Consider the following 14129-nt stretch of genomic DNA (forward strand, 5'->3'; position numbering starts at 1 on the left):
CGCGCGGTCGGGGTCGCGGGGACGGCGGCCGGTGTCCGCCCCCTCGCCGGGCCCCGCCGGTCCCCGTCCGCCCCCCGTACCCTGCGCCTCTGAAGCCCTCTCAGCCGCCGCCGTGGCTGCTTGAGGGGGCCCTGGGCGTGGGGCGGTTGGCGGGTGGGTGACAATGGAGGCTCTGTCAGGGCGGGTTGTATGAGGGGACGCATGTCGGAGGCGGAGCGGGCTGGGGAATCCCGTCAGGACAAGGACGCACGTCTCCTCGCCGGGCGGTACCGGCTGGGAGGGGTGCTCGGTCGCGGCGGTATGGGCACGGTATGGCGTGCCATGGACGAGACGTTGGGGCGTACGGTCGCCGTCAAGGAGCTGCGGTTCCCGTCGAGCATCGACGCGGACGAGAAACGGCGCCTGATCACACGCACGCTGCGTGAGGCGAAGGCGATCGCGCGGATCCGCAACAACGCCGCTGTGACGGTCTTCGACGTCGTGCACGAGGACGACCGTCCGTGGATCGTCATGGAACTCGTCGAGGGCAAGTCGCTCGCCGAGGCCATCCGTGAGGACGGCGTCCTCGAGCCGAGGCGGGCCGCCGAGGTGGGGCTCGCCATCCTCGACGTGCTGCGCGCGGCGCACCGCGAGGGCATCCTGCACCGGGACGTGAAGCCGTCGAACGTGCTCATCGACAAGCACGACGGCCGGGTCGTCCTCACCGACTTCGGTATCGCACAGGTCGAGGGCGACCCCTCCATCACCTCGACCGGCATGCTCGTGGGCGCGCCCTCGTACATCTCGCCGGAGCGGGCCCGCGGTCACAAGCCCGGCCCCGCGGCCGACCTGTGGTCGCTCGGCGGTCTGCTCTACGCGGCGGTCGAGGGGGTGCCGCCCTACGACAAGGGGTCGGCCATAGCGACGCTGACCGCGGTGATGACCGAGCCGGTGCCGGAGCCCAAGCGCGCCGGCCCCCTGAGGGACGTCATCTTCGGGCTGCTGACCAAGGACCCCGAGCGGCGGCTCGACGACGCCGGTGCGCGGGCGATGCTCAACACCGTGATCCACGCGCCCGATCCGAAGGACGTCGATCCGGTGGACGCGACGCGGGTCGTGCCGCTGCCGCCGGTGCCGGAGGAGCGCCCGAAGAAGGGTGGTTCCGCGGGCGCCGGGGCCAAGGAGAGCGGCGGCGAGCGGCCGCGGGCGCCTCGGTGGTCCATGCGGAAGGGCTCGTCGGGGGCCGCTGCCGCCGGTGCCGGTGCCGGTGCCGGTGTGGCGCGCGGTGTCGGTGCCGGCGCCTCGGGTGGGACGTCCGGCGGGCGCTCCGGTAAGGCTTCGGGTGAGGCCGGTGCCGTCTCTCCGGCCGCGTCCTCGGCGGCGGTGACGACGAGGTCCGCGTCCGTCGGGGTGGCGTCGGGTGCCGATGCCACGAGGACCGGCGGCGGCTCGGGCCAGACCCCGGGTGGGTCGGGGGCCGCGGTGCCGGGGCCGCGTGCGGCGGGCGCGAGCGCGGGCGACGGTGCGGGGAACTCCGTGTCGGCGAAGCGGACTTCCGGGTGGCCCCAGGTGCCCCCGCCTGATCTGCCGCCGCGGCCGGTGCCCCGGGCACCGATCACGGACGTGGTGTCGCGGCGGACCCTGGCCGTCATCGCCGTGGCCGTGGTGCTGGTCGTCCTCGGGACCGTCCTCGCCCTCACCCTCGGCGACGACGGCGGTTCCGACAACAGCAAGGGCGCCGGCACCAAGGCGGTCGCGTCCGGCGGAGCGGCGTCGGGGAGCGACGCCGACGGCAAGGACGCGGACACCAAGGACGACAAGGGCGGCACGGAAGCGGACAAGGGGAAGGACAAGGGGTCCGACCCCGGTCCGGACGGTGACACGACGGACGGGGCCGGCCGTTCGGGCGGCTCCGGGGGCAGTTCGCCGAACCCCACGGGCGGGTCGGACGGATCCGTGGGCGAGGGCGGCTCCGGCTCGGGCACCATCGCGACCGAGACGTACAAGAGCGGTCAGGGGCTCTCGATCGGGCTGCCCGACGGGTGGAAGTACCAGTCGACGGACGCCGCGGGCGCCCGCTTCTCCGGCCCCGACGGGCAGCGGCTGCTCGTCGGCTGGACGAGACGGCCGAAGACGGACCCGGTCGCGGACTGGAAGAACCAGGAGCGGTACATGGTCCGCTCGCAGTACAAGCGGATCCGCATAGAGGCGGTGGACTACCGGGGCTGGAACGCGGCCGACTGGGAGTTCACCTACGTGGAGAGCGGGACGAAGTACCGGTCGATCGACCGCGGTTTCGTCGTCGACTCCCGGCAGGGCTACGCGCTGATGTACACCGCGAAGGCGTCCAAGTGGAGCGGTGAGCTGCGCAAGAACACGTGGCGGACGTTCACGAAGACGTTCAAGCCGAAGTCGTGAGGCGCCGGGTGCCCCGCCCGTGACGGTGTGCGCGGGAGCGTGCGCGGGTGGGGTGGTGTGCGCCGGTTCGTACGGAGTCGGGACCGTGTGCGGTTTCGTGCCTCAAGCTCGGGGTGCCGTACGGGGGCGTGCGGGGCTCGGGGCCGGGGTGGGCCTCCCCGATGTGACCTCGGCTTCGGTACTTGTGCCCGCCTGGTGAGTTCGGGGGCGCCGCTTCCGGGGAAGATCGGATGCGTTCGAGCACATTCGAGACGAACGAGATATCGCATCGAGTCAATGTGAGTTGCCTCCGGCACGTATCGTGAAGGGCTGCGGACCGTACGCATCAAGAGCGGAACGGGCCACAAGACGAACGGAATTGACCAACCGGGCGGCCGGGGGAGGGCGTTGTGGACGCATACGCGGGGCGCGTGCTCGCCGACCGCTATCGCCTGCCGCTGCCGCCCTCCGACGAGTACGAACCCGCCTCGGAGCTCCGCGCCTTCGACACCTACAGCGGACAGGAAGTCCTGGTCCGCCAGGTGCCGTTGCCCGAGGTCGTCGAGGCGGAGATGCTCGACGCGGACGGGCTGCCCGAAGGCTATGTCGCGCGGGACGGCGGAGGCGGCCGGGGTGCGGGCCGGGCCACGCGCCGCTCCGCCGACCCCGCCGTACGACGGGCCATCGAGGCGGCGCAGGCCGCCGCCCAGATCCCCGACCATCCGCGGCTCGACCAGGTCTTCGACGTGTTCGCCGAGGGCGGCTCGTTGTGGATAGTGAGCGAACTGGTGCCCGCGCGGCCCCTCGCCGCACTGCTCGCGGACCAGCCGCTGACCCCGTACCGGGCGGCCGAGATCGCCTCCGACGTGCTCACCGCGCTGCGGGCGCTGCACGCCCACGGCTGGGTCCACCGGAACATCACCGCCCGTACGGTGCTGATCTGCGACGACGGCCGGGTGATGCTGACCGGGCTGGCGACGGGGGCGGCCGAAGAGGCGCTGTGCGGGTACGACCCGGTGCCCGTGCGGGAGTTCGAGGACACGCCCCCAGGGGCTCCCGGCGGTGGCGCGGTGGTGCCTGCCGTGGGACCCGCCGGAGGTCAGGTCGCGCGCCGTGACCCGGTGCCGCCCGGTGGACTTCCCGCGGCGCGCGGGGCGTCGGCGCCCGGGGGCACCGGCGCGAGTACGTTCGGCGGCGCCCGCGCCGGCGTGCCCGGGGGCGCCCTTGAGGACCCCGAGGCCGCGCGGCGGGCGGCGATAGAGGCACGGGCGGGAAGTACGACGGCCCAGGGCGACCCCTCCGGGGGGCAGCGCGCGCTGGAGGCGGGCGGGGACGCCCGGGCGGCGCGGGCGGGCGCGATCGCCGCGTACCGTGCGGGCGCGCGGGCAGCGGCCCGGGTGCAGGACGACCAACAAGGCGGTTCGGGCGCGGGGTTGCCCGCGCAGCGGCCGGCGCCGCGGGACACCCCGGCGACGGGACCCGGGCGCGACGGCGACCCTGCCTCCGGCGCGGGGACACGACCGGTGCCCCTGGGCCAGATCGCCGACCCCTACGGAGTCCTCGCGAACGGCGGCGCCACGAGCGCCTGGCACGGTGCCGCACCACGCGGCACGACGGCCGCGCCCGGCGGCAACGGCCGGATGGTCCCGGCCGCCGGGAACTCCTCGCCGTACGCCGCGAGTCCGCTCGGCGGGGCCCCGGCCGTGGGTGGCCGGGCCGATGACACCTTCGACGGCGGCGACACCGGCACTCACCTGGTACTCGGTGGGCACACCGACTCCGTGCGGGACACGACCGGTCCGTATCCCGGGGGTACCGAGGACAGCGTCGCCTGGGACGGCGTGGGCGGCGGGGCCGCTGCCCGGCGGGGGCCCGCGACCGCGCTCGCCGCCGAGCGGGCACGTCAGGCGCGGATGGCGGTGGTCGGGCCCGTCACGGAGCGGTGGGCCCCGGAGCAGGCCGGGCCGGTGCACGAGAACTGGCAGCTGGCGGCGCCGATCGGGCCGTCGACGGATCTGTGGGCGCTCGGGGCGCTGCTGTTCCGGGCCGTGCAGGGACACGCGCCGTACCCGGAGGAGAACACCGCCGAGCTGGTGCAGCTGGTGTGCGCGGAACCGCCCGCGTTCGCCGAGGAGTGCGGGCCGCTGCGACCGGTCGTGGAGTCCCTGCTGCGCCAGGACCCCACTGAGCGGCTGGACTTCGAGGACCTGCGCGGCTGGCTGCGTTCGCTGGTGCGGTCGGCGCCCGAGCCCGAGGCCGGTGCGCATGTCGTGCCGACGCCGCCCGTGGACGCGAGCCGGCTGCCGATCGTACGGCGACGCGGCGAACTGGTCCGCAGGCGCCGCGCCGGGCTGCCCGCGACGAGTGCGCACGCCCGCCACAAGCGCACTCGCCAGAAAGCTCCGCAGCCCCGCAAACTGGGCCGGAACCTGCTCCTGCTGATCCTGCTCGCGTTGGTGGCGGCCCTCACGTACGCCGTGGTCTTCATGCCGAAGGCCGCGCCGGGCAGTGAGGGCGGCGACACGGGCACCCGCACGGACAGTGCCGGGCAGGGGAGTTCGGTGCCCACGGCGAGCGACGAGCCCCGGCCCGACCGGAACTCGAACTCCCCCGACGGCGGAGAGAAGGACCAGGACAAGGCAAGCCCGTCGCAGTCGTCCGGTTCGACGCAGACGCAGACCGGTGATCCCGAGGTCGCCCAGGGGTTCACCCTGCGCAAGGACCCCGAGGGGTTCCATGTCGCCGTCGCCGACGGCTGGGACCGCAGCGGCAAGAACGGGCGCGGTCAGATCGTGTACTCCCAGGGCGACTTCGAGCTGATACTCGTGCCGGGGCGGGACAGCAGGGCGACGTACGGCGGCGATCCGCTGAAGTACCAGCGGGAGGACGAGCGCGAACTGCAGCCGTTCCGCGACTCGTCCTGGGCCACCTCCACCGGGATGCGGCTGATCGAGGTCGGTGGTGTGTCCTCGGCCGAGGGGCAGTTCACCTGGCAGGACTCCGAGGGGCGCGGGGTGTACGTACGGAATCTCGCGATCCTCCTGGACGGGCGGTACCACGTGGTGCAGTTGCGCGGGCCGGAGGCGGAGCGGGACGAGGTCACACGGCTGTACGAGCAGGCGGCGGCCACCTACAAGGTGACCGGATAGCGGTTCCCCGGGCGGTCGGACGGGCTCCGCGCGCGGCCGAACGGGCTCCTCGGGCGGGCGGACGGGTGCTTGGTCGGGCGGGCTCCGGAAGGTTGCGCTCCGGTGGCGGAAGCGAGAACCGTCACAGTGCTGTCCCTGTGCGGCCCCGCCGGTTCCCCGCGGCGCGAGCCGCTCCCTAATGTGACCCTGTCAAGAACATTGCGGGGCAACGTGAATCAGATGCAGGGGCTGCTCCTCGCGGAGCGCTACCGGCTGGTCGACACGATCGGCAGCGGGGGCATGGGACGGGTCTGGCGTGCGCACGATGAGGTGCTGCACCGGGCCGTCGCGATCAAGGAGTTGACGGCCGCGCTCTACGTCTCGGAGAGCGACCAGGCCGTCCTGCTGCAACGGACCCGGGCCGAGGCGCGCGCGGCGGCACGGATCAACCACTCGGCCGTCGTCACCGTGCACGACGTGCTGGAGCACGACAACCGGCCGTGGATCGTCATGGAGCTGGTCGAAGGCGTGTCCCTGGCCGACGCGGTCAAGGAGCGGGGGCGTGTCGAGGCGCGGGAGGCGGCGCGGATCGGGATGTGGGTGCTGCGCGCGCTGGGCGCCGCCCATCGGGCCGGCGTCCTGCACCGCGATGTGAAGCCGGGCAACGTCCTGCTCGCCGAGGACGGCCGGGTGCTGCTGACCGACTTCGGTATCGCGCAGGTCGAGGGCGACACGACCATCACCCGCACCGGCGAGATCGTCGGATCCGTCGACTACATCGCACCCGAGCGGGTGCGCGGGCACGACCCCGGGCCCGCCTCCGACCTGTGGTCGCTGGGCGCCACGCTGTACACGGCGGTCGAGGGCAAGTCGCCCTTCCGGCGCACCACTCCGCTCACCACGATGCAGGCCGTGGTGGGCGAGGAGGTCGCCGAACCCGTGGCGGCCGGGCCGTTGGGGCCCGTCATCACCGCGCTGCTGTGCAAGGACCCGGCCGTACGGCCCCCCGCCGACGAGATCGAGCAGATGCTCGCCGAGGCGGCGGAGGGGCGGCGGCCCCGGGTGGCGCAGGCGTATGTGCCGACCCGGCAGCAGTCGGCGGGCGCGGTGGACGACACGGGTGGAGCCGCCCTCGCGCCGGACGGTGCGGAGGGTGGGGGCGCGCGTGGTGCACAGGGCGCGCCCGCCACTCCCGCCACTCCCGGTTCGGATACGGGTGGTGGTGCGCGGGTGCCGGGGCGCCCCACCGTGGGTGCGGGCTCCGCCGGGGGGCACGCGCCCGCCGCCGGAGGCCACCCTCCCGCCGCCGGTGGCTTCGGCACACCGGCCGCTCCGATGGCCATGGGCGTCCCGCCCGCGCCGGCCGCCCCCGCCCCGACGCCCACCGCCGGGCGGCGCGGCCGGGTTCGTACGGTCGTGGCCGTACTCCTGCTGGCCGCGCTGATCGGCGGTGGCGGTGCCGTCGCGATGCACTACGCCGACGCCTGGCGCGCGGGGAGCGGCTCCACGGCCGGCGCGAACGGCGCGGGCGAGGCGGACGACGGCGTGCCGCAGGGGTGGGAACGGGTCGAGGACCCGGAGGGTTTCAGCCTCGCCCTGCCCAAGGGGTGGAAGCGGCAGGTGATGGGCACGCAGATCGACTACACCCCCGACGACCGTGAGCACTTCCTGCGGATCGCCGTGGACGACGCGCCCGACTTCGACAGCCCGTACCACCACCAGCTCGACCTGGAGGAGCAGTTGAGAACGGCGAGGCCCGAGTACCGGCGGGTGCGTCTGGAGGAGAACATCTTCCGCGACCGGCCGGGCGCCCTGTGGGACTTCACCTGGACCGCGCCGGCGAAGGACACGGAGTTCCCCGGGCCGCGCCGGGCGATCGAGCAGATGTATCTCTCCCGGGACGGCGTCGAGTACACGATCTACATGTCCGCGCCCGCCGGGGACTGGGACACGGCGAAGGAGCAGTTCTACACGGTGCTGCGCAGCTGGCGGCCGGCGCAGAAGTGAGGCGTGGCCGAGCGGTTCGGCGCAGCGCGTGGGCCTCGCACGCGGCGCTCACGGGTCGCGCCTACGTCGCTTGTCGGCCAGGCCGTCCCGCGGCACCGGAGGGTTCCGGTCCGGTGCGGCATGATGGGGCGTATGGGGACCGAGGGGGAGAACGTCCGTCTCATAGCCGGCCGCTACCGGCTGGAGGCCAGGATCGGCCGCGGCGGTATGGGGATCGTGTGGCGCGCCACCGACCAGCTCCTCGGCCGGCAGGTGGCGGTCAAGGAGCTGGCCCTCGACGACTCGCTCCCCGAGGAGCGGTCCCGGCAGCGGCGCGAGCGCACCCTGCGGGAGGCGCGGGCGGTCGCCCGGCTCGGGCACCCGCACATCATCGTCGTGCACGACGTCGTCGAGCAGGACGAACGCCCGTACATCGTCATGGAGTTGATCAACGGCGGCTCGCTCGCGGAGCGTGTCGAGGCCGAGGGGCCCGTGGACGCGCGCGAGGCCGCGCGGATCGGGATCGCCCTGCTGGGCGCGCTGCGGCGGGCGCACGACGCCGGGGTCCTGCACCGCGACCTCAAACCGGCGAACGTCCTGATGGAGACCGGCACCGACCGGGTCGTCCTCACCGACTTCGGCATCGCCCAGGTCGCAGGCGCGACCACGCTCACCGAGAGCGGGTCCTTCGTCGGCTCGCCCGAATACACCGCGCCGGAGCGGATGTCCGGGACCCGCACCGGACCGGAGTCCGACCTGTGGTCGCTGGGCGCGCTGCTGTGTGCCGTGCTCAGCGGGGAATCGCCGTTCCGGCGGGACTCGTTGGGCGGCATCCTGCACGCGGTCGTCGTCGACGAGATCCGGCCGCCCGCGCAGGCCGCGCCCCTCCTCCCCGTCGTGCGGGGGCTGCTGGAGCGCGACCCGGACCGGCGGCTCGACGCGGCGGAGGCGGAACGGCTGCTGCGGACCTTCCGGGAGACCGGCCGGACACCGAGGACCACCAAGGCCCCGCGGGCGTCTGCCGGTTACACCCCGACCCGGCGGGACGTGCCGCGCCCCGGGCGGGACGCGCAGAGGAGGGCCGCGGCCGGGCACGCCGCCCAGGACGGGCCGGCGGCGGGCGGACCGTCGCCGTCGGGGCCGCCCTCGCCCGGCGCCCCCGAGGCGTCCCTGCGGGAGCAGCCCCCGCGGCAGCGGCAACCGCAGTCCGCCCGGACCGTGCTGGTCGCGGCGGCGCTGGTGGCGGCGATGGCCGGGGCGGGCGTCTCGGCGGCGGCGCTGCTGCTGCGGGACGGGGGCGGCGGGGGCGGCGGCGGCACGCCGAGCAGTTCGGCACCGGGGACGCCGCAGGAGTCGCGTACGACGCGTGCGCCGGCCACCTCGGGCGGGCCCGGCGCGTCCGGCGGCGCGTCCGGCACACCCGGTACGTCGACGGACGACACGCCGGGCACGTCGTCCGACGCCACGCCCACGGTGACGCGCTCGCGGGCGGCGACCGGGCCGACCGTGCCCTCGGGGTACCGGCTCGCCGAGGACGAGCGGGGCTTCAGCCTCGCCGTGCCGGACGGCTTCACACGGGACCCGCAGGGGGAGCGGGTCTTCTACCTGTCGCCGGGGGAGGTGATCCGTATCGGCGTCAAGCTCGACGACCCGCAGGAGGGCGGACCGGCCGGCGTGATGCGGCGCGCCCACGAGAAGGGGCCCTCGACGAATCCCGGTTACCGCGACGGCAGGGTCACCGAGACCACGCACGGCGGGCGCCCCGCCGCGCGCTGGGAGTTCACCTGGGACGGCTTCAGCGCGACGGAGGGGCCCCGGCACACCTACGACCTGTGCTGGGAGCAGGACGGGCGGCTGTACGACGTGTGGGTGTCGGCGCCGGTCGGGAAGGTGAGCGAGGCGAAGGAGTACTTCGACGTGGCGGTGGACACGTTCGTACGCGGCTGAGCGCGCCGCCCCCCAGCGTGGCTGGGCGTCGTCCTCTTATGCGGTCGGCCAGTACGTCCGTTCGTGTCAAACCGGATATATGTGGCGTTCCGCGTCACGGGTCTGTGACCGGAAAGCGACGGGGGTGGATGTCGACGCGCTCGCCGCGATACAGATGAGCGTATGAGCAGCAACGGGGGCGCCCCTTACGGATCCGGCTACGGGTCGGACGAGCCGACGAGTTTCGGACTGCAACCGCCGCAGCCGAGCGTGCCGTACCCGGGCAACCCGTATGCCCAGCCGACCGGGGTGGTGGCACAGCCGGCGCCGTCGTCACCGGTAGGGCCGACGGTGCAGCCACCAGTACAGTCCGCTGCGCCCTCACAACCCCCGCAGGACTCCGGCACCGGACGCCTGATCGCGGGGCGCTACCGGCTGCTCGCCAAGCTCGGCCATGGCGGCATGGGCACGGTGTGGCGGGCGAAGGACGAGACGGTGGATCGTGAGGTCGCCGTCAAGGAGCCTCGCGTACCGGACCATCTTCCCGAGCGTGAACGGGCCAACGCCTTCGAGCGGATGCGCCGTGAGGCCCGTGCGGCGGCCCGGCTCGACCATCCGTCGGTCGTGAACGTGCATGACGTGGCGGTCGTGGACGGCCAGCCGTGGATCGTGATGGAACTCGTCCGGGGACGTTCGCTCGGCGACGCGCTCCAGGAGGGCACCCTCGGGGTGCGCGACGCGGCGAGAATCGGCCTCGACGTGCTCGGCGCGCTGGAGGCGGCGCACGCGGCGGGCATCCTGCACCGGGACGTCAAGCCGGACAACGTCCTCCTCGGCCGCCACGACCGGGTCGTCCTCACCGACTTCGGCATCGCCCAGATCGAGGGCGAGACGAACCTGACGGACACCGGGGGCATCGTCGGCTCGCCCGAGTACATCGCCCCCGAGCGGGTGCTGGGCCAGCGGCCCGGCCCCGCCTCGGACCTCTGGTCGCTCGGCGTCGTCCTCTACGCGGCCACCGAGGGCGTGTCGCCGTTCCGGCGCAGCAACACGCCGGCGACCCTGCAGTCCGTCCTCAACGCCACGCCGGCGGCGCCCGCCTCGGCCACCGGCCCGCTCGCCGAGGCCATCAACGGCCTGCTGCAGAAGGACCCGGCGCGCCGCCCGGCCGCCGCCCGTGTCCGTGAGCTGCTGGAGGCGGCCGCGAACCCGCCGGCGCCCGCGCCCACCCGGCCTATTCCGCAGGCCGCCGGGACCCCGGCCGGTGACTTTCGGGGCATCCGGGTCGGCGCCAAGACCCTGACCGGGCTCGGCGCGGTGGTCGTCGCGGCGGCGGTGACGGCGTACCTGGTGATCGCCGACCCCTTCGCGGGGCCCCTGCCGGACGGCTGGAAGCAGCGGGACCTCGGTGCGAAGGTCGCCGCGAGCGTGGGCGTGCCCGGGGACTTCGTGAAGGACACGTTCGAGCCGGACGCCACGGACGGCACCTTCGCGCAGTACAGCGACCCCAGCGGGCTGATCCGGATCAACGTCGACCGGGACATCGAGGCGGACGACAAGGACAACGAGATCCCGGGCAACGCGCTGGACAAGGCGTACGCCGACTGGGAGGTGGTCAAGGACGGCGAGTACACCCTGGACATCGCCGACACGCCGACGCCGAAGGGGCGGCCGCAGGAGGCCCGGTTCAAGGACCGGGACGCCGCCGAGAACACCATCGTGTACACGACCACGGACACCCGGGCCCCGCGCCGGCGTGAGGCGCGGGTTCTGTACTACAAGGCGCGCAACGGCGACGTCTACCGGGTCTGGATCGACTATCCGGGCAAGGGGCACTTCACCGGCCAGGGCCGCGAGATCGCGCGTACGGTCCTCGCGAACCTGGAGTTCAAGCACACGTAGGCGCTCAGTACGTCCTCTCGGCGATCCACGACATGACCCGCTCGGCCACCTTCGGATCGTCCAGCAGCGCCGCGCCGTGCGCCGAACCGGGCACCGTCTTCACCGTCACCCCGTTGGCGGGCATGTTGTGGTCCCTCTCCTCGGCCGCTTCGAGGTCGAGCGAGGGCCGGACGGGTGCGGCGTCGCCCTTGGAGTGGACCAGGTACATGGGGGCGTCGTCGGCACCGGAGGCCCGGCTCTTGGCCGCCATGTCGTTCCAGGTCTCCCGGCAGTCGGGGGGCGTGGACGCGGTGTCGGGCTCCTTCGCCGGCGCCCGCGTGTCCGAGCCTGTGTCCGGCTTCCCCTCCGGGGAGCAGCGCGCCAGAATCACGGCGTTGTCGCGGAGCCTGCGCTGCCGGTCCGTCGCGGTGGCGGCGTTGCCGTCCCGCCACGCGCGGTACGGGGCGACCACGGGGGACAACCCCACCACGCCGTCGAGACCGTGCACACCGGACCGGTACGTCGCCACGCTGGTCGCGATCTGGCCCCCGGAGGAGGAACCCAGGAGCACCATCCGGTTGACGTCGAGGTCGAAGTCGGCGGCGTGGTCGCGGATCCAGTCGAGCGCGGACAGGGCGTCGGTCCGCTGGGCCGGCCAGGGGGCGTCGTGGTTCAGCCGGTAGTCGACGGCGAAGACGGCGTACCCGGCGTCCGCGAAGGCACGCGACCAGGTGGCCCAGCCGGTGTCCTCGTGCCAGTATCCGCCGTGCAGGATCACGAGGCCCGGCTGCCTGCCGTCCCGCTCCTCGCCGGCGGCGTTCCAGTAGGCGTCGAGGGTCTGCCGGGTGTGCGAACCGTAGGAGTACGTGGCCTCGTCGCGGCCGGCGGCCGCGCTGTCGCGCGTGTCGGAGATGAGAAGCGCCGCGACCGCCGCAGCGCTAAGAAACAGACAACCCCAGAGGCGACGCACGGCCACCAGCCCTTCGCATACGACCCGACGGCAGGCGTCCGTTGTCCCCGGGGCGCGGGATCCGATCGAGGCGTCCGCGTCCGCTCGTGGCGCGAAGAGTCCACAGGGGGAGCGCCCACACGGCCTGCTCGCGTGCGCACCCGGACTATAGGCGGCGGGCTCGAACAATTGCCAAGCGGGGTACGGGGGTTGCGGTGAAAATGCCCGCTCTCGAAAACAATGGTGGGTTTTCGCTGCGACGGCGTGGTCCGCCGTGTGCGCGCGGGACGGCCGAGGACGACGCGGCCGGTGTCCAGGAGGCATCGCTTTGTCCGGCCTCTTGCCCCTAACATGCCGTGTCAAGTGCATGATCGGCGCGAGGGGCGAGCGAGCGTGGGCATCGAACACCTGGACGTGCGGGCTCACGCGAGACAGCGCTGGGCGGCCAGGGCCGCGCTCGGCTGCGCCGCGCTCGCCGTACTGCTGCCGCTCGGCTATGCGCGCGGCGCGAGCCTGCTGCTCGTCGCGGGCGTCGTACTGGGTGCCGGACTCACCGTGGCCGCGCTGTGGTGGGTGCTGATCCACCGCGGGGCCGTCCGGGTCGCGGCGGGCGTGCTGGCCGTGGCCGCGCCGGTCGGCGTCATCTGGTGGTTCGCCGTCGCCAACCTGCTGTGGGTGGTGATCGTCTCCGCCGGGCTGTGGGCCGTGGCCGTCTGGTCCGGCAAGTTCGCCCTCAGCAGCACCAAGTCCCACCAGGTGCATGTGCCCGAGCACCGCACCCCCGCCCCCATCCGGCCCTTCCTCATCATGAACCCCAGGTCGGGGGGCGGGAAGGTCGAGCGTTTCCGGCTGAAGGAACGCGCCGAGCGGCTCGGCGCCACGGTCCATCTGCTCGACCCCGCGCACCACGAGGACGTCGCCGTACTGGCCCGCGACGCCGTCAGGAACGGCGCCGACCTCCTCGGTGTCGCGGGCGGCGACGGCACCCAGGCCCAGGTCGCCGCCATCGCGGCCGCGTACGACGTCCCCCTCCTCGTCATCTCCGCCGGTACCCGCAACCACTTCGCCATGGACCTCGGCCTCGACCGCGACAACCCCGCCGCCTGCCTCGACGCGCTCACCGACAAGGGTGTCGAGCTGCACGTCGACCTCGGCTACGCCAGCGGCCACCCGTTCGTCAACAACGCCTCCTTCGGCGCGTACGCCGCCGTCGTGCAGAGCCCCGCCTACCGCGACGACAAGGTCCGCACCACTTTGGAACTGCTGCCCGAACTGCTCACGCACCAGCGGGGCCCGCGGCTCACCGCCCGGATCGGGGACGCCGTCATCGACGCGCCGCAGGCCGTCCTCGTCAGCAACAACGTCTACCGCAGCGACGACCTCGTGGGCCTCGGCCGCCGTGAGCGGCTGGACGCCGGGGTGCTGGGCGTCGTCGGAGTGCGCGTCGACAGCGCGGCCGAGGCCGCCGGGATGGTCCTCGGCCCGAACGCCCCCGGGCTCAGCCTCCTCGTCGCGGACGAGATCGTCGTCGAGGCCGACCGGCCCGAGATCGAGGTCGGTGTCGACGGTGAGGCCCTCCTGCTGCCCACCCCCGTCCACTGCCGGGTCTCGCCCAAGGCCCTGCGCGTCCGTGTGCCCCGGGACCGGCCCGGCGTCCCCGAGCCCAAGCCGCCCCTGGACTGGCGCCGGCTGCGCAAGCTCGCCGCCGCGGTCGGCCGCACGGCCCTGCCCAAGCACCGCGAACGCTACGGCTGGGCGCAGCGGTTGTGGGACCGCTGGCGTTAGGCGTCCGGCGGTTGTGGGACCGCTGGCGTTAGGCGTCCGGCGTGGCGGACGTGCACACCGTGCCCCGGGGGGCGACCCGCGGTTTCGCACAAGGTGAT

General features: G+C 73.9%; 7 protein-coding genes. 6 read left to right on the forward strand and 1 reads right to left on the reverse strand.

Annotation, left to right across the window (positions count from 1 at the left end):
- The first annotated feature begins 201 nt into the window (after positions 1-201).
- The 5 genes from STRBO_RS0105080 to STRBO_RS0105100 all read left to right on the forward strand — a co-directional run bounded on the left by STRBO_RS0105080 (position 202) and on the right by STRBO_RS0105100 (position 11318).
- Positions 202-2397: a serine/threonine-protein kinase gene (locus STRBO_RS0105080; protein ID WP_020113864.1), complete on the forward strand. Its 2196-nt coding sequence runs from the start codon at positions 202-204 to the stop codon at positions 2395-2397.
- 389 nt (positions 2398-2786) lie between these two features.
- Positions 2787-5525, forward strand: a complete 2739-nt coding sequence (locus tag STRBO_RS0105085; RefSeq protein ID WP_020113865.1) for a protein kinase domain-containing protein — start codon at positions 2787-2789, stop codon at positions 5523-5525.
- 219 nt (positions 5526-5744) lie between these two features.
- The gene (locus STRBO_RS0105090; RefSeq protein ID WP_005481134.1) at positions 5745-7511 is read left to right on the forward strand and encodes a serine/threonine-protein kinase; all 1767 of its coding nucleotides are present in this window, start codon (positions 5745-5747) and stop codon (positions 7509-7511) included.
- Positions 7512-7643: 132 nt separating this feature from the next.
- Positions 7644-9437: a serine/threonine-protein kinase gene (locus STRBO_RS0105095; protein ID WP_005481133.1), complete on the forward strand. Its 1794-nt coding sequence runs from the start codon at positions 7644-7646 to the stop codon at positions 9435-9437.
- A gap of 162 nt (positions 9438-9599) precedes the next feature.
- The gene (locus STRBO_RS0105100; RefSeq protein WP_005481131.1) at positions 9600-11318 is read left to right on the forward strand and encodes a serine/threonine-protein kinase; all 1719 of its coding nucleotides are present in this window, start codon (positions 9600-9602) and stop codon (positions 11316-11318) included.
- A gap of 4 nt (positions 11319-11322) precedes the next feature.
- Here STRBO_RS0105100 and STRBO_RS0105105 read toward each other — a convergent pair whose 3' ends face one another.
- Positions 11323-12267, reverse strand: a complete 945-nt coding sequence (locus tag STRBO_RS0105105; RefSeq protein ID WP_245170577.1) for an alpha/beta hydrolase — start codon at positions 12265-12267, stop codon at positions 11323-11325.
- 372 nt (positions 12268-12639) lie between these two features.
- Between STRBO_RS0105105 and STRBO_RS0105110 the strand changes: the two genes are divergently transcribed.
- Positions 12640-14031, forward strand: coding sequence for a diacylglycerol/lipid kinase family protein (locus STRBO_RS0105110; RefSeq protein ID WP_005481129.1), 1392 nt, complete (start codon positions 12640-12642; stop codon positions 14029-14031).
- Positions 14032-14129 lie beyond the last annotated feature (98 nt).

The organism is Streptomyces bottropensis ATCC 25435 (assembly GCF_000383595.1).
GTDB classification, from domain to species: Bacteria; Actinomycetota; Actinomycetes; order Streptomycetales; family Streptomycetaceae; genus Streptomyces; species Streptomyces bottropensis.